We start from the raw sequence: 16575 nt of genomic DNA on the forward strand, positions 1-16575 counted from the left end.
TGAACGAACAGTTGCTGCCGAGGGATGAATAAGGAAAATCTTTTTTCTATTTTAAAATCATACCTCATTATGCAATGATTGGCAAGTTTATTTCATCGGCTGCCGATTGTAAATGAAATGGCGAGATAAATTTTATAGCCGATTGCTTTTTGGGGAAACCAACTGACGTATTCCCGGTTCTACGCCACTTTCCGCAATGAATTGCGAGTACATCGCAGACGCATTTGCCTGGTGGTTATTCTTGTCGGTAAAGAGAGTATAAATACCTATCTTTGCTAAGCAAGTGCAACCCGCTATAGGCTTGGCATCGCCAAGTTTTCTGTAAGTTTGATGCGAAAAAGGCTGCTACCAGGCTTTTTTCGAAAATATAATTTGCTATTTTTGATTCACTGCTCAGGCGGGAATTGAAAATGCGAGATTTGAGAGGTGAAGCAGTTGGCAGGGCAAGTAGTTCAGTATGGACGCCATCGCAAGCGAAGAAGCTATGCACGCATCAGTGAAGTATTGGAATTACCTAATCTGATTGAGATTCAAACCGCTTCCTACCAATGGTTTTTGGAAGAGGGACTGCGCGAGATGTTCCAGGATATCTCGCCAATTGAAGACTTTGCAGGTAATCTTGCACTTGAGTTTGTAGATTATAGTTTGGGTGAACCGAAGTATTCAATTGATGAATCCAAGTCAAGAGACGTCACCTATAATGCGCCTTTGCGCGTCAAGGTTCGCTTGATCAACAATGAAACTGGTGAAGTGAAAGAGCAGGAAGTATTCATGGGAGACTTTCCTCTGATGACAGATACTGGTACATTCATCATCAATGGCGCAGAGCGTGTCATTGTTTCACAGCTCGTTCGCTCACCAAGTGTGTATTTCAATGAAAAAATAGACAAAAACGGCAAGCGCGGAATGACAGCTACTGTTATCCCGAACAGGGGTGCATGGCTGGAATACGAAACAGATGCAAAGGATGTTGCATATGTACGCATAGACAGGACGCGTAAATTGCCAATCACTGTTCTTCTACGTGCATTGGGATTCGGTACAGACCAGGAAATCATCGATTTGCTGGGTGACAATGAATACTTGATGAACACGCTGGAAAAGGACAACACAGAAACAACCGAAAAAGCATTGCTGGAAATTTATGAGCGTTTGCGTCCGGGTGAACCACCAACCGTTGAAAACGCAAAAAGCTTGCTCGTTTCCCGCTTTTTCGATCCGAAGCGATATGACTTGGCTCATGTAGGTCGCTATAAAATGAATAAAAAGCTTCACTTGAAAAACAGACTGTTCAACCAAGTGCTCGCCGAGCCTGTAGTAGATCCTGAAACGGGAGAGGTTCTGGCACAAAAAGGCGACAGGCTGGAGAGAAAATTGCTGAACAAATTGATTCCGTATTTGGAAAACACCGAGGAATCTATCGGTGAAACAGTGGTAGAACCGCATCAAGGTGTTTTAGAAGAGGAAATCAAGCTGCAATCTATCCAAATTGTTGACCCGTCCGATCCTAGCGGCGAGAAAGTTTTGACTGTGATTGGAAATGCAAATGTTGATCAAAGTGTGAAACATATTACACCAGCAGACATTTTGTCTTCGATCAGTTATTTCTTCAACCTGCTTCATCACGTTGGGGACACGGATGATATCGATCATTTGGGAAATCGTCGTCTCCGGTCGGTCGGTGAACTGCTGCAAAACCAATTCCGTATTGGTTTGTCACGGATGGAACGTGTTGTGCGCGAAAGAATGTCCATTCAAGATACATCAAGTATCACGCCGCAGCATTTGATCAATATCCGTCCTGTGATCGCGTCGATTAAAGAATTCTTTGGCAGCTCGCAACTTTCACAGTTTATGGACCAGACGAACCCGTTGGCTGAATTAACACATAAACGCCGGTTATCTGCACTGGGGCCTGGCGGTCTGACACGAGAGCGCGCTGGTATGGAAGTGCGTGACGTACACTATTCTCACTACGGCCGCATGTGTCCTATTGAAACACCAGAGGGACCGAACATCGGCTTAATCAACTCGTTATCAAGCTATGCGAAAGTGAATAAGTTCGGGTTCATCGAGACGCCTTATCGCAGGGTCGACCCAGAAACAGGTAAAGTAACTGCGCAAATTGATTATTTGACTGCAGATGAAGAAGATAACTATGTTGTCGCTCAGGCGAATGCTCCGTTAAATGAAGAAAAAGAATTTGAAAACGATGAAGTCATCGCTCGTTTCCGCGGAGAAAACACCATCGTCGCTAAAGAAAAAATTGATTACATGGACGTATCACCAAAACAGGTAGTTTCTGCTGCGACTGCATGTATTCCATTCCTGGAAAACGATGACTCCAACCGTGCCTTGATGGGTGCGAACATGCAGCGCCAAGCCGTGCCTTTGCTGAAACCAGAAGCTCCTTTTGTTGGTACTGGTATGGAATATGTCAATGGTAAAGACTCCGGCGCAGCAATTATTTGCAAACACGATGGAATCGTGGAAAGTGTCGAGGCGAAAGAAGTGCTTGTCCGCCGAGTTTCTGAAGTAGATGGCAAGGAAGTGAAAGGCGACTTGGATCGCTACCATGTCCAGAAATTTGTCCGTTCGAACCAGGGAACTTGCAGCAACCAGCGTCCGATTGTAAGGGAAGGCGACAGAGTTGTTAAAGGGGAAGTCCTTGCAGATGGTTCTTCCATGGAAGATGGGGAACTGGCACTTGGCAGAAACGTACTCGTCGCGTTCATGACATGGGAAGGCTATAACTATGAGGATGCTATCATCATGAGCGAGCGCCTTGTTAAAGACGATGTGTACACTTCTATTCATATTGAAGAATATGAATCTGAAGCGCGTGATACCAAGCTTGGACCGGAAGAAATCACCCGTGATATCCCGAATGTCGGGGAAGAAGCGTTGAAAAACCTGAACGAACAGGGTATTATCCGTGTCGGTGCGGAAGTGAAGGACGGAGATATTCTTGTCGGCAAAGTAACGCCAAAAGGGGTTACCGAGTTATCTGCTGAAGAACGATTGCTGCATGCCATATTCGGCGAAAAAGCAAGAGAAGTAAGAGATACCTCGCTGAGAGTGCCGCATGGCGCAGGTGGTATTGTACTGGATGTGAAAATATTCAATCGTGAAGACGGCGACGAACTGCCGCCGGGAGTCAATAAACTCGTTCGTGCATATATCGTTCAAAAACGTAAAATCCATGAAGGAGATAAAATGGCGGGTCGTCACGGTAATAAAGGGGTTATCTCCAAGATTCTCCCTGAAGAAGACATGCCGTTCATGCCTGATGGCACACCAGTCGATATCATGTTGAACCCGCTGGGTGTACCATCCCGTATGAATATCGGGCAGGTGTTCGAGCTTCACCTTGGTATGGCAGCAAGAAAACTTGGCATTCATGTTGCAACTCCTGTATTTGACGGAGCTAACGAGCAAGACGTCTGGGATACATTGGAAGAAGCAGGCATGCCGAGAGATGCGAAAACAGTATTGTATGATGGTCGTACCGGCCAGCCTTTTGACAACCGTGTTTCTGTCGGTGTCATGTATATGATCAAATTGGCTCACATGGTCGATGATAAATTGCATGCACGTTCCACAGGACCATACTCGCTTGTTACCCAGCAGCCGCTTGGTGGTAAGGCACAATTTGGCGGTCAGCGTTTCGGTGAAATGGAAGTTTGGGCTCTGGAAGCGTACGGAGCCGCATATACACTGCAGGAAATTCTGACAGTCAAATCTGATGATGTTGTCGGCCGGGTGAAAACGTATGAGTCCATTGTCAAAGGAGACAATGTACCAGAGCCAGGCGTGCCAGAATCTTTCAAGGTTCTTATCAAAGAATTGCAAAGCCTTGGAATGGATGTCAAGATTCTTTCCAGCGATGAAACGGAAATCGAAATGCGTGAATTGGAAGATGAAGATACCCAAGCTGCCAGCAAACTCAACTTGGAAGTCGAAGAAGGTTAACAAAATTAAACGCGGCAACAAACCGGGTTTACTGCAGAAAATGCAGCACTGGTGTTGCCGCGCACAAGATGTTTGCTGCTGAAGATAACCCACATTAATAAGGGAGGTAGACCCTTGATAGATGTAAATAACTTTGAATATATGAAAATCGGTCTGGCTTCACCGGAAAAAATCCGCTCATGGTCATATGGCGAGGTCAAAAAGCCGGAAACAATCAATTACCGCACACTGAAACCCGAAAAAGACGGGTTGTTTTGTGAACGGATTTTCGGTCCAACAAAAGACTGGGAATGCCATTGTGGAAAATACAAGCGTGTCAGGTACAAAGGTGTCGTATGTGATCGTTGCGGTGTAGAAGTGACGAAATCCAAAGTCCGCCGCGAACGCATGGGCCATATCGAACTCGCAGCACCGGTATCGCATATTTGGTATTTCAAGGGAATTCCAAGCAGAATGGGGCTTGTTTTGGATATGTCTCCAAGAGCTCTGGAAGAAGTCATCTATTTTGCGGCTTATATCGTTACGGAGCCTGGAAGTACTCCGCTTGAGAAAAAGCAGCTGTTGTCTGAGAAAGAATATCGCGCCTATTACGATAAATACGGCAACACATTTAAAGCGCAAATGGGTGCGGAAGCTATCCGTAAGCTGTTGGAAGATATCGATTCGGAAAAAGAAGTCCATGCGTTGAGAGAAGAATTGCAATCAGCACAAGGACAGCGTCGTACTCGTGCGATTAAGCGTCTGGAAGTCCTGGAGGCTTTCCGCCATTCCGGCAACGAGCCGTCTTGGATGGTGCTGGATGTACTGCCTGTCATCCCTCCGGAAATCAGACCGATGGTACAATTGGACGGCGGCCGTTTTGCCACTTCCGATTTGAATGACTTGTATCGCCGCGTCATCAACCGCAATAATCGTTTGAAGCGTCTGCTTGACCTCGGTGCTCCAAGTATCATTGTTCAAAATGAAAAGCGTATGCTGCAAGAAGCGGTCGATGCGTTGATCGATAATGGCCGCCGCGGACGCCCTGTTACAGGACCCGGCAACCGCCCACTTAAATCTCTTTCTCATATGCTGAAAGGTAAACAAGGCCGTTTCCGTCAAAACCTGCTCGGTAAGCGTGTCGACTATTCCGGACGTTCTGTTATTATCGTTGGGCCGCACTTGAAAATGTATCAATGCGGACTCCCTAGAGAAATGGCGTTGGAGCTGTTCAAGCCATTCGTCATGAAGGAATTGGTGGCTAAAGGTATTGCACACAATATTAAATCTGCCAAACGTAAAATTGAACGGTTCCACCCAGATGTATGGGACATTCTGGAAGATGTCATTAAGGAACATCCGGTTCTTTTGAACCGCGCACCAACGCTGCACAGACTTGGAATCCAAGCGTTTGAACCTACGCTGGTAGAAGGCCGTGCAATCCGGTTGCATCCGTTGGTTTGTACAGCATATAATGCTGATTTCGACGGTGACCAAATGGCAGTCCACGTTCCGTTATCTGCAGAGGCACAAGCTGAAGCAAGACTGCTTATGCTTGCTGCTCAGAATATCCTCAACCCGAAAGACGGAAAACCGGTTGTTACACCTTCACAGGACATGGTGCTTGGTAACTATTATCTGACTATGGAACGAGAAGGCGCAGTTGGTGAAGGGGCTGTGTTCAAAGATATTAACGAAGCATTGGTCGCCTATCATAACGGCTATGTACATTTCCACACAAGGATTGCTGTAGCTGCATCCAGTGTAAACAATGAGACGTTTACAGAAGAACAGAAAAATATGCTGCTGCTAACAACTGTAGGAAAGCTGATGTTCAATGAGATTTTGTCAGATTCGTTCCCTTATATTAATGAACCGACAAAATTCAATCTGGAAGTAAAAACCCCAGAAAAATATTTTGTACCAAATGGTACGAATATCAAAGAAGAAATCAAGTCGCGTGAAATTGTCAAGCCGTTTAAGAAAGGGTTCCTTGGCGATATTATCGCGGAAGTATTCAAACGGTTCAAGATCAGCGAAACATCCAAAATGCTTGACCGGATGAAGGATCTTGGATTTAAACATTCGACTACAGCCGGTATGACGGTTGGTGTTTCTGATATTGTCGTATTGTCTGATAAGCAGGAAATACTTGACGAATCCCAGAAAAAAGTAGATAAAGTCCTGAAGCAATTCCGTCGCGGCTTGATCACAGAAGAAGAACGTTACGACCGTGTTATTTCGATCTGGTCCCAGGCGAAAGATACCATTCAGGATCGTCTGATGAAGTCATTGGATGAACGTAACCCGATCTTCATGATGAGTGATTCTGGAGCCCGTGGTAATGCTTCGAACTTCACGCAGCTTGCTGGTATGCGTGGTCTGATGGCCAACCCGGCCGGACGTATCATTGAATTGCCGATCAAATCCAGTTTCCGTGAAGGCCTAACTGTATTGGAATACTTTATTTCAACGCACGGAGCTCGTAAAGGTTTGGCAGATACAGCCTTGAAGACTGCAGACTCTGGTTATCTGACACGTCGTCTTGTCGATGTAGCCCAAGACGTTATCGTCCGTGAAGATGATTGTGGCACTGATCGCGGCTTGACAGTCGAAGCTTTGACAGATGGATCTGAAATGATTGAGCCGTTGATTGACCGTTTGATTGGCCGTACGGCTTTTGAAACCGTCAAGCATCCGGAAACAGGCGATATCATCGTCGATAAAAATGAAGTGATCACAGAAGGCCAGGCAAAAGAAATTACAGAAGCTGGTATCGAAGCAGTGATAATCCGTACTGCATTCACATGTAACACTAAACATGGTGTCTGCAAAAAATGTTACGGCCGTAACCTTGCAACTGGTGATGAAGTGGAAGTTGGCGAAGCAGTCGGAATCATCGCCGCTCAATCTATCGGTGAACCTGGTACACAGCTGACCATGCGTACATTCCATACCGGCGGTGTAGCCGGTGACGATATCACACAAGGTCTGCCGCGTATCCAGGAATTGTTTGAAGCCCGTAATCCAAAAGGTCAGGCTGTCATCAGTGAAATATATGGTACAGTACTTGAGATCAATGGAGAAAAAGAAAAACAAGAAATTGTCATTCAGGGCGAGGTAGAGCAGAAGACATACAATGCGCCATACAATGCGCGTTTGAAGGTTGCTGTAGGTGACGAGGTTACCGCTGGCCAAGAATTGACAGAAGGATCGGTAGACCCGAAAGAGTTGATCCGCGTTCGTGGAGTCGAGGGTGTACAGGATTACCTGTTGAAAGAAGTGCAGCGTGTATATCGTATGCAGGGTGTTGAAATCGGCGATAAGCACGTTGAAGTCATGGTCCGTCAAATGCTGCGTAAAGTGCGTGTGGCGGATTCGGGAGATACAGATGTGCTGCCAGGTTCACTGCTGGAAATCCATCAATTTAAAGAAGCGAACCGCCAAGTGCTTAAAGAAGGCAGACAGCCTGCAATCGGCAAGCCAGTTCTGCTCGGTATCACGAAAGCATCGCTTGAAACAGACTCCTTCTTATCAGCTGCTTCCTTCCAGGAGACCACGAGAGTGCTTACGGATGCGGCAATCAAAGGGAAACGTGATGAGTTGCTTGGCCTGAAAGAAAATGTTATTATCGGCAAACTGGTTCCTGCTGGAACTGGAATGCAGCGTTACAGAAAAATACAGGCTCCTGCATTTGAAACAGCTGAAGATGCTGAAACTGCAGAAGCTGAAGAAACAATGCAATAACATGAATCTCCGGTCTGTTTGACTCCATATTATGTCAGAAGATGAAATGGAGATAGACGGTTTTTCCAAAAAAGTTGTCGGAATGGAAACCAAATCGCGGCGCTGCGGACGGTTTCCATTTCCGCACGCTATTTTGGATGCAAATTACAAAGAATAAGTTGACATTAGAAAACGGGAATGATAATATATTCAAGGTGATTCCGTTTCATGCTTGTTGCTTTGGAGGATATGAACAAATGTCTTATGAAAAAGTATTGCAAGTTAAAACATGTGTCATTATCGGAACAAAGCAAACGCTGAAAGCGATGAAAAACGATGAAGTCAGTTCTGTTTTTCTTGCGGAAGATGCAGATATCCATATCATACAGAAAGTTGCCCGTCTGGCGGAAAAGCTGGGAATACCATGTGAACGTGTAGCATCCATGGAGAAACTTGGGCGTGCTTGCGGAATCGATGTGGGGGCAGCAGCGGTTGCTGTAAAAAAGCCGGGTTTTGATGAGGGTGTAACCTCATGAAGGCTTTGTTTTTTACCCAAATATGAACCGCCTGGATGTGTGGCATTACAAAACACGCAACAGACGTGGCTCATTGGTTTTATTCATATTCAAGGAAGGGAGGAAAATAGAGATGCCTACTATTAATCAGCTCGTGCGCAAGGGTCGTGTAAGCAAGCCAAAAAAATCCGACTCTCCAGCACTGAACAAAGGCTATAACAGCTTCAAAAAGAGACTTACTGATGTAGACTCTCCACAAAAACGCGGGGTTTGTACTCGTGTCGGCACACTGACACCGAAAAAACCAAACTCTGCATTGCGTAAATATGCTCGTGTTCGTTTGTCTAACAATATGGAAGTGACTGCCTACATTCCAGGAATTGGTCATAACCTGCAAGAACACAGTGTTGTATTGCTTCGTGGAGGCCGTGTAAAAGACTTGCCAGGGGTACGCTATCACATCGTTCGTGGTGCGCTTGACACTGCTGGTGTTGAAGGACGTGCACAAGGACGTTCTAAATACGGTACAAAGAGACCAAAGAAAAAATAATTTCATAAAAAACTAATTGAAAGGAGGGGGACTCATGCCAAGAAAAGGACCAGTACCAAAGCGTGATGTTTTGCCGGATCCTCTCTATAAATCAAAATTGGTAACCCGCTTGATCAATCAAATTATGGTGGATGGCCAAAGAGGTAAAGCACAAAAAATTCTTTATAAGGCTTTCGAACTTGTTGGAGAAAGAAGTGGCCAGCAGGCAATGGACGTTTTCGAACAAGCAATGAAGAATGTAATGCCAGTACTTGAAGTACGAGCACGCCGTGTCGGGGGATCAAACTATCAAGTACCAATGGAAGTACGCCCTGAACGCCGTCAAACGCTAGGCCTTCGTTACATTGTGAACTATTCCCGCCTGCGCGGTGAAAAAACAATGGAAGAACGTTTGGCTAACGAAATCCTTGATGCTTCCAACAACACTGGTGCATCTGTGAAAAAACGCGAAGAAATGCATAAAATGGCTGAAGCCAATAAAGCATTCGCACATTACCGTTGGTAATCACAAACGAAATATTGAACTTTTCAATAGGAAGGAGAAGAATACATGGCTAGAGAGTTCTCCTTGGAAAAGACACGTAACATTGGGATCATGGCGCATATTGATGCCGGTAAGACTACCACAACGGAACGTATTCTTTTCTATACAGGACGTATTCACAAAATCGGTGAAACCCATGAAGGTGCATCTCAGATGGACTGGATGGAACAAGAGCAAGAACGCGGTATAACCATCACATCTGCTGCAACAACAGCTTCATGGAAAAACCATCGTATCAATATTATTGATACACCAGGCCACGTGGACTTTACCGTGGAAGTTGAACGTTCCTTGCGTGTGCTTGACGGAGCTGTTACAGTTCTTGATGCGCAATCAGGTGTAGAACCACAAACCGAAACGGTTTGGCGCCAAGCAACAACTTATGGTGTACCACGTATCGTCTTCATTAATAAAATGGATAAAATCGGTGCGGATTTCCTTTATTCTACTGGAACATTGAAGGAGCGTCTGGGTGCCAACGCACACCCAATCCAATTGCCAATCGGCGCAGAAGATCAATTCGATGGCATCATCGACTTGATTAACATGGAAGCCCACTTCTATCTGGATGATCTCGGAACAAAAGATGAGTCTAAAGAAATTCCTGAGGAATACATGGAAAAAGCAGAAGAGCTGCGTGCTTCTTTGATCGAAGCTGTTTCCGAACTGGATGAAGATTTGATGATGAAGTATCTCGAAGGAGAAGAAATATCCAACGAGGAACTCAAAAATGCAATCCGCAAAGCGACATTGGCAGTAGAATTCTACCCGGTACTATGCGGTTCAGCGTTTAAAAACAAAGGTGTTCAGCTCATGCTTGATGCTGTCATCGATTATTTACCAGCACCAACTGATGTGGCTGCCATTGAAGGTATCGTTCCTGATACAGAAGAAAAGGTTACTCGTCCATCAGACGATAAAGCGCCTTTCTCCGCATTGGCATTTAAAGTCATGACAGATCCATATGTTGGTAAACTGACATTCTTCCGGGTGTATTCTGGTACACTGGATTCCGGATCCTATGTCAAAAACTCTGTGAAGGATAAGCGCGAACGTGTCGGACGAATTCTGCAGATGCACGCGAACCACAGAGAAGAGATTTCAACGGTTTATTCTGGAGAAATCGCTGCAGCTGTTGGATTGAAAGATACTGGCACGGGTGATACGCTGTGTGATGAAAAGGATCTTGTTATCCTGGAATCTATGGAATTCCCAGAACCGGTTATTTCAGTGGCTATTGAGCCAAAGACAAAAGCAGACCAAGACAAAATGGGTATCGCTTTAGGGAAATTAGCTGAAGAAGACCCTACTTTCAAAACAGAAACGAATCCTGAAACTGGGCAGACAATCATCTCCGGAATGGGAGAATTGCACCTGGATATCATCGTTGACCGTCTGAAACGCGAATTCAGAGTTGAAGCGAACGTTGGCGCACCTCAGGTTGCGTATCGCGAAACATTCCGCAGTGCGGCAGATGTAGAAGGAAAATTCGTTCGCCAATCTGGTGGACGTGGACAATACGGTCACGTTTGGATCAAATTTGAACCAAATGAAGAGGGTGCCGGATTCGAATTCCAAAACAAGATTGTCGGTGGTGTCGTACCTCGTGAATACATTCCGGCTGTTGAAGCAGGAGTGAAAGAGGCAATGGCGAACGGTGTATTGGCCGGTTATCCATTGATCGATGTAAAAGCTTCATTGTTTGATGGTAGCTACCATGATGTCGACTCTAACGAGATGGCATTTAAAGTTGCTGCATCTATGGCATTGAAAGCTGCGAAAAACAAATGTAACCCAGTTATTTTGGAACCGATCGAAAAAGTTGAAATCACTATTCCTGAAGAATATATGGGCGATATCATGGGTGATGTAACTTCCCGCCGCGGACGCGTGGAGGGAATGGATGCTCGTGGAAACGCACAGATCATCAGAGCGTTTGTACCGCTTTCCGAAATGTTTGGTTACGCAACAGCTTTGCGTTCCAATACACAAGGCCGCGGAACTTACTCCATGCATTTTGATCATTACGAAGAAGTGCCAAAGAGCATCTCTGAAGAAATTATCAAGAAAAATGCCGGTGAATGATTGATTTTTTCTAAATACTAAAGTATAACTTTTAGTAAAGGCTCCGGCATTTTCTAGAAATGCCAGAGACCACCAAAAAAATTAATGCTTACTTATCAAAGGAGGAAATATAAATGGCTAAAGAAAAATTTGACCGCTCCAAATCGCACGTTAACATTGGTACAATTGGACACGTTGACCATGGTAAAACTACTTTGACTGCAGCAATTACAACTGTAATGCATAAGAAATCCGGTAAAGGTACTGCTATGGCATATGACCAAATCGATGGAGCACCAGAAGAAAAAGAACGTGGAATCACAATCGCTACTTCTCACGTAGAGTATGAAACTGACACTCGTCACTATGCTCACGTTGACTGCCCAGGCCACGCTGACTATGTTAAAAACATGATCACTGGTGCTGCACAAATGGACGGAGCTATCCTTGTTGTATCTGCAGCTGATGGCCCTATGCCACAAACTCGTGAACACATTCTGCTTTCCCGCAACGTTGGTGTACCTGCAATTGTTGTATTCTTGAACAAAGTAGATATGGTTGACGACGAAGAATTACTTGAATTGGTAGAAATGGAAGTTCGCGATCTGTTAACTGAGTATGAATTCCCTGGCGATGATGTACCAGTTGTGAAAGGTTCAGCATTGAAAGCTCTTGAAGGCGATGCTGAATATGAAGAAAGAATCGTTGAATTGATGAATGCAGTTGATGAATATATCCCAACTCCAGAACGTGACACTGACAAGCCATTCATGATGCCTGTAGAGGATGTATTCTCTATCACTGGCCGTGGTACAGTTGCAACTGGCCGTGTAGAACGCGGACAAGTTAAAGTCGGTGACGAAGTGGAAGTTATCGGTTTGGCTGAAGAAGCTAAGAAAACAACTGTAACTGGTGTGGAAATGTTCCGTAAGCTTCTTGACTATGCTGAAGCTGGAGATAACATCGGTGCGTTGCTTCGTGGTGTGAACCGTGAAGAAATCAACCGTGGTCAAGTACTTGCTAAGCCAGGTTCGATCACTCCACACACACAGTTCAAAGCTGAAGTTTATGTATTGTCAAAAGAAGAAGGTGGGCGTCATACACCATTTTTCACTAACTACCGTCCACAGTTTTACTTCCGTACTACGGATGTAACTGGTGTTATCACACTTCCAGAAGGAACTGAAATGGTAATGCCTGGAGACAACATTGAAATGAACGTTTCTTTGATTTCTCCAATCGCTATTGAAGATGGTACTCGTTTCTCTATCCGTGAAGGCGGACGTACTGTTGGATCTGGCGTTGTAACAGTAATCGAAAAATAATTTGTTTCATATAAAGGCAGGTGGCACCCCGGGAAATGCCGCCTGTTTTTTTGTTTTCTCTATCTAAAACAATCGCCAGTTTTTAAACGCATGTTTTCCTTCGATATTTGTGCATCTGTCCAAAAATATTCCATAAAAATTTCCTGTGATAATATCCCCTAAACTTTCCCAATAAAAAATTCCCGCGACTCCTTGCATTCCAAGACAATAGTTTGTATAATACATAGATGTGCAATCCTTGTAGCTTTTTGTGAAAAAAGCTGAAAAAAGGTTGCTTTGACCGCATTTCTTCTATATAATAATAATGTTGGTCATAAAAGGCGATGATGTGGAAGGTTGTTGGCACACCCGGCCCCTTTGCCATGGCGGGCGTGCGAAGAAATTTCCGCGGAGTTAGTCTATTACAAAATGGACGAAAAGGAGGGAAAGTAATGGCAAAAGAGAAAATCAGAATTCGTTTAAAAGCTTATGATCACCGCATTCTTGATCAATCAGCTGAAAAAATCGTAGATACTGCAAAACGTTCCGGTGCAGGTGTTTCCGGTCCGATCCCGCTTCCTACCGAGAAGTCGGTATATACAGTGTTACGTGCGGTCCATAAATACAAGGATTCGCGTGAACAATTCGAAATGCGTACTCATAAACGCTTGATCGACATTGTCAATCCAACACCACAAACAGTCGATTCGCTAATGCGATTGGATCTGCCATCTGGTGTTGACATTGAAATCAAACTATAATTTTTTAATTCATAGGAGGTGTAACGGATGACGAAAGGAATCTTAGGTCGTAAAATCGGCATGACGCAACTGTTTTCCGAAGAAGGAGAATTGGTCCCTGTAACAGTAGTTCAAGCTGAGCCGAATGTTGTACTGCAAAAGCGTACAATGGAAAATGACGGGTATGAAGCGATCCAATTAGGTTTCGCTGATGAAAAAGAATCTCAAACGAACAAAGCGAAAAAGGGCCATGCTGCAAAAGCGAACACAACCCCTAAGCGCTACATTCGTGAAATCCGTAACGCTAAACTTGACGAATATGAAGTAGGTCAAGAAATCAGCGTTGAGATTTTTGGAGCAGGTGAAAAGGTTGATGTAACTGGAACTTCTAAAGGTAAAGGATTCCAAGGTGCAATCAAACGTCATAATCAATCCCGCGGGCCAATGGGGCACGGTTCCCATTATCATAGAGCACCAGGTTCAATGGGCTCCATCGATGCAATGCGCGTATTCCCTGGTAAAAAATTGCCGGGTCATATGGGATCTGAAAAAATCACCGTTCAAAACCTTGACATTGTCAGTGTAGATACTGAACGTAATCTTTTGCTTATCAAAGGAAATATTCCTGGTGCAAAAAAATCGTTCGTTAAGATCACAAGTGCAGTTAAGGCTAAATAATCACATATATGAAGGGAGGATATGTCATGCCTAAAGTAGCACTATACAAACAAGATGGCTCCCAAGCCGGAGACATCGAACTAAATGATGCTGTATTTGGTATCGAGCCGAATACACATGTATTAAACGAAGCGGTAATCATGCAGCGGGCTTCCTTGAGACAAGGAACTCATTCTGTTAAAAATCGCTCTGAAGTACGCGGCGGTGGCCGTAAACCATGGCGTCAAAAAGGAACCGGCCGTGCTCGCCAAGGATCCATCAGGTCGCCACAGTGGGTTGGCGGTGGAGTTGTTTTCGGACCAACACCACGCAGCTACAGCTATAAGCTTCCTAAAAAAGTACGCCGTTTAGCACTGAAATCAGCGCTATCTTCTAAAGTGCAGGAAAACAGTGCAGTCGTGTTGGAAGCATTGGCATTTGATGCACCTAAGACAAAACAAGTCGTAAGTATGCTGCAGGCATTGAACGTGGATGCGAAAGCATTGATCGTTCTTGCAGAGAAAGATGAAAACATCTTGCGCTCAGCAAACAACCTGCAAAATGTAAAAGTTCTCACGCTAAGCGAAGTGAACGTACTGGACTTGCTTACGCATGACAAGCTGATCTTGACAAAAGAAGCAGCTGAAAAAGCAGGGGAGGTGCTCGCGTAATGAATGAACCACGTGATATTATCAAGCGCCCGATCATTACAGAACGTTCTGCTGATTTGATGGCAGACAAGAAATACACTTTTGAAGTGAGCCCTAAGGCAAACAAGACACAAATCAAACAGGCAATTGAAAGTATTTTTGGCGTGAAGGTCGTTAAAATCAACACAACTAACGTCAAAGGTAAATTCAAGCGCATGGGTCGTTACGCAGGATATCGTTCCGACCGTAAAAAAGCTATCGTTCAGCTTTCTGAAGACAGTAAAGAACTGGAATTCTTTGAAGCTTAATTGAAATCATTCGTGAAGGAGGGAAACCAAGATGGCGATAAAAAAATTCAGACCTACTTCTAATGGTAGAAGAAACATGTCTGTCTCTGACTTCGCAGAAATCACGACAGACCAACCAGAAAAATCACTATTAGCTCCGTTGTCTAAACGTGGCGGACGTAACCATCAAGGTAAATTGACGGTTCGTCATCAGGGTGGCGGACATAAGCGTCAATACCGTATTATCGACTTTAAACGCGATAAAGATGGTATACCAGGACGCGTTGCCACAATTGAGTATGATCCAAACCGTTCAGCGAATATTGCATTGATTCATTATGTAGACGGTGAAAAACGCTACATTTTGGCTCCAAAAGGCTTGAAAGTCGACCAGGTCATCGAATCTGGTATTGACGCTGATATCAAACTGGGGAACGCTCTTCCGTTGAAAAACATCCCAGTGGGTACGATCATCCATAATGTTGAATTGAAACCAGGACGCGGCGGACAGCTTGCTCGCTCAGCCGGTGCTGAAGCACAAATCCTTGGACGCGAAGACAAATATGTATTGGTACGTTTGGCTTCAGGTGAATCCCGCTTGATCCTTGGCACTTGCCGTGCGACTGTGGGTCAGGTCGGCAACATCGAACATGAACTTGTACGCGTTGGTAAAGCAGGACGCTCCCGCTGGCTCGGAGTTCGCCCGACAGTACGCGGTTCTGTTATGAACCCTAACGATCACCCACACGGTGGTGGTGAAGGACGCGCGCCTATCGGCCGTAAATCACCAATGTCTCCATGGGGTAAACCGACACTTGGCTACAAAACACGTAAACGCAACAAGCAATCTGATAAATATATTGTTCGCAAACGTAAAAAATAATTGGGCTGAAGCAGGAAATGAATTATTTCTTCCTTCTGCCCTCCAACTCTGGAAGGAGGCTTATCCATGGGTCGTAGTTTGAAAAAAGGACCTTTCGCAGATGACCATCTGTTAAAGAAAGTTGATCAACTTAATGAGTCGGACAAAAAGCAGGTTATTAAGACCTGGTCACGCCGATCCACAATCTTCCCAACATTCGTAGGACATACAATTGCAGTTTATGACGGACGCAAACATGTACCGGTCTACGTAACAGAAGATATGGTCGGACATAAATTAGGTGAATTCGCTCCATCCCGCACGTTCAAAGGGCATGCCGGCGATGACAAGAAAACAAAACGCTAAGAGAGGAGGCAATTTAGATGCAAGCTAAAGCCGTTGCGAAAACAGTTCGTATTGCTCCTCGGAAAGTACGTTTAGTCGTTGATTTGATTCGAGGAAAAAATGTGGGTGAAGCGATCGCTATTTTGCGACACACACAACGCAGTGCTTCCCCGGTCGTGGAAAAAGTTCTAAACTCTGCTATTGCAAATGCAGAACATAACTTTGAAATGGACACAGATAACTTGGTAGTTTCCGAAGCATTCGTCAATGAAGGAGTTACCTTGAAACGTTTCCGTCCGCGTGCACAGGGACGTGCCAGCAAAATCAACAAACGCACTAGCCACATTACAGTTGTGGTAACAGAGAAGAAGGAGGGATAG

The 16575-nt window shown here is 44.8% G+C and carries 14 protein-coding genes; all 14 read left to right on the forward strand.

Annotated elements, in window-relative coordinates:
* The first annotated feature begins 435 nt into the window (after positions 1–435).
* The 14 genes from rpoB (at position 436) to rplV (ending at position 16575) form a co-directional block, all read left to right on the forward strand.
* Positions 436–3972, forward strand: coding sequence for a DNA-directed RNA polymerase subunit beta (rpoB, locus tag ACFSMW_RS10725; protein WP_390355541.1), 3537 nt, complete (start codon positions 436–438; stop codon positions 3970–3972).
* Between the two features lie 114 nt (positions 3973–4086).
* A complete protein-coding gene (rpoC, locus tag ACFSMW_RS10730) occupies positions 4087–7698 on the forward strand; it encodes a DNA-directed RNA polymerase subunit beta' (protein ID WP_390355542.1) in 3612 nt (1203 codons plus the stop codon).
* A gap of 236 nt (positions 7699–7934) precedes the next feature.
* Positions 7935–8213, forward strand: a complete 279-nt coding sequence (locus tag ACFSMW_RS10735) for a ribosomal L7Ae/L30e/S12e/Gadd45 family protein (protein WP_390355543.1) — start codon at positions 7935–7937, stop codon at positions 8211–8213.
* A 112-nt stretch (positions 8214–8325) separates the two neighbouring features.
* Complete coding sequence (gene rpsL, locus ACFSMW_RS10740) at positions 8326–8742, forward strand: 30S ribosomal protein S12 (RefSeq protein ID WP_390355545.1); 417 nt, start codon at positions 8326–8328, stop codon at positions 8740–8742.
* A gap of 34 nt (positions 8743–8776) precedes the next feature.
* Positions 8777–9247, forward strand: coding sequence for a 30S ribosomal protein S7 (gene rpsG / locus ACFSMW_RS10745; RefSeq protein WP_390355547.1), 471 nt, complete (start codon positions 8777–8779; stop codon positions 9245–9247).
* 45 nt (positions 9248–9292) lie between these two features.
* On the forward strand, positions 9293–11371 hold the full coding sequence (gene fusA, locus ACFSMW_RS10750) for an elongation factor G (protein WP_390355548.1): 2079 nt from the start codon (positions 9293–9295) through the stop codon (positions 11369–11371).
* A 113-nt stretch (positions 11372–11484) separates the two neighbouring features.
* Positions 11485–12675 (forward strand): elongation factor Tu, encoded by a 1191-nt coding sequence (tuf, locus tag ACFSMW_RS10755; RefSeq protein WP_390355550.1) that lies wholly within the window; start codon positions 11485–11487, stop codon positions 12673–12675.
* Positions 12676–13106: 431 nt separating this feature from the next.
* Positions 13107–13415 (forward strand): 30S ribosomal protein S10, encoded by a 309-nt coding sequence (rpsJ, locus tag ACFSMW_RS10760; protein WP_390355552.1) that lies wholly within the window; start codon positions 13107–13109, stop codon positions 13413–13415.
* Between the two features lie 27 nt (positions 13416–13442).
* Positions 13443–14072 (forward strand): 50S ribosomal protein L3, encoded by a 630-nt coding sequence (gene rplC, locus ACFSMW_RS10765; RefSeq protein WP_390355554.1) that lies wholly within the window; start codon positions 13443–13445, stop codon positions 14070–14072.
* A gap of 26 nt (positions 14073–14098) precedes the next feature.
* Complete coding sequence (gene rplD / locus ACFSMW_RS10770) at positions 14099–14722, forward strand: 50S ribosomal protein L4 (RefSeq protein WP_390355556.1); 624 nt, start codon at positions 14099–14101, stop codon at positions 14720–14722.
* Positions 14722–15009 (forward strand): 50S ribosomal protein L23, encoded by a 288-nt coding sequence (gene rplW / locus ACFSMW_RS10775; RefSeq protein WP_390355558.1) that lies wholly within the window; start codon positions 14722–14724, stop codon positions 15007–15009. The genes rplD and rplW overlap by 1 nt, the downstream gene beginning before the upstream one ends.
* Before the next feature lie 31 nt (positions 15010–15040).
* Positions 15041–15871, forward strand: a complete 831-nt coding sequence (gene rplB / locus ACFSMW_RS10780; protein WP_390355560.1) for a 50S ribosomal protein L2 — start codon at positions 15041–15043, stop codon at positions 15869–15871.
* 66 nt (positions 15872–15937) lie between these two features.
* Positions 15938–16216 (forward strand): 30S ribosomal protein S19, encoded by a 279-nt coding sequence (gene rpsS, locus ACFSMW_RS10785; protein ID WP_390355562.1) that lies wholly within the window; start codon positions 15938–15940, stop codon positions 16214–16216.
* A gap of 17 nt (positions 16217–16233) precedes the next feature.
* On the forward strand, positions 16234–16575 hold the full coding sequence (gene rplV, locus ACFSMW_RS10790) for a 50S ribosomal protein L22 (RefSeq protein WP_390355564.1): 342 nt from the start codon (positions 16234–16236) through the stop codon (positions 16573–16575).

Source organism: Tigheibacillus halophilus, from assembly GCF_042683165.1.
GTDB lineage: Bacteria > Bacillota > Bacilli > Bacillales > Amphibacillaceae > Tigheibacillus > Tigheibacillus halophilus.

What these genes read in the sequence shown, in the direction of transcription:
- rpsL (WP_390355545.1), top strand. Translation starts at nt 8,326, where the DNA reads ATGCCTACTATTAATCAGCTCGTGCGCAAGGGTCGTGTAAGCAAGCCA.
- rpsG (WP_390355547.1), top strand. Translation starts at nt 8,777, where the DNA reads ATGCCAAGAAAAGGACCAGTACCAAAGCGTGATGTTTTGCCGGATCCT.
- ACFSMW_RS10735 (WP_390355543.1), top strand. Translation starts at nt 7,935, where the DNA reads ATGTCTTATGAAAAAGTATTGCAAGTTAAAACATGTGTCATTATCGGA.
- rpsS (WP_390355562.1), top strand. Translation starts at nt 15,938, where the DNA reads ATGGGTCGTAGTTTGAAAAAAGGACCTTTCGCAGATGACCATCTGTTA.
- tuf (WP_390355550.1), top strand. Translation starts at nt 11,485, where the DNA reads ATGGCTAAAGAAAAATTTGACCGCTCCAAATCGCACGTTAACATTGGT.
- rplD (WP_390355556.1), top strand. Translation starts at nt 14,099, where the DNA reads ATGCCTAAAGTAGCACTATACAAACAAGATGGCTCCCAAGCCGGAGAC.
- rplC (WP_390355554.1), top strand. Translation starts at nt 13,443, where the DNA reads ATGACGAAAGGAATCTTAGGTCGTAAAATCGGCATGACGCAACTGTTT.
- rplV (WP_390355564.1), top strand. Translation starts at nt 16,234, where the DNA reads ATGCAAGCTAAAGCCGTTGCGAAAACAGTTCGTATTGCTCCTCGGAAA.
- rplB (WP_390355560.1), top strand. Translation starts at nt 15,041, where the DNA reads ATGGCGATAAAAAAATTCAGACCTACTTCTAATGGTAGAAGAAACATG.
- rplW (WP_390355558.1), top strand. Translation starts at nt 14,722, where the DNA reads ATGAATGAACCACGTGATATTATCAAGCGCCCGATCATTACAGAACGT.
- rpsJ (WP_390355552.1), top strand. Translation starts at nt 13,107, where the DNA reads ATGGCAAAAGAGAAAATCAGAATTCGTTTAAAAGCTTATGATCACCGC.
- fusA (WP_390355548.1), top strand. Translation starts at nt 9,293, where the DNA reads ATGGCTAGAGAGTTCTCCTTGGAAAAGACACGTAACATTGGGATCATG.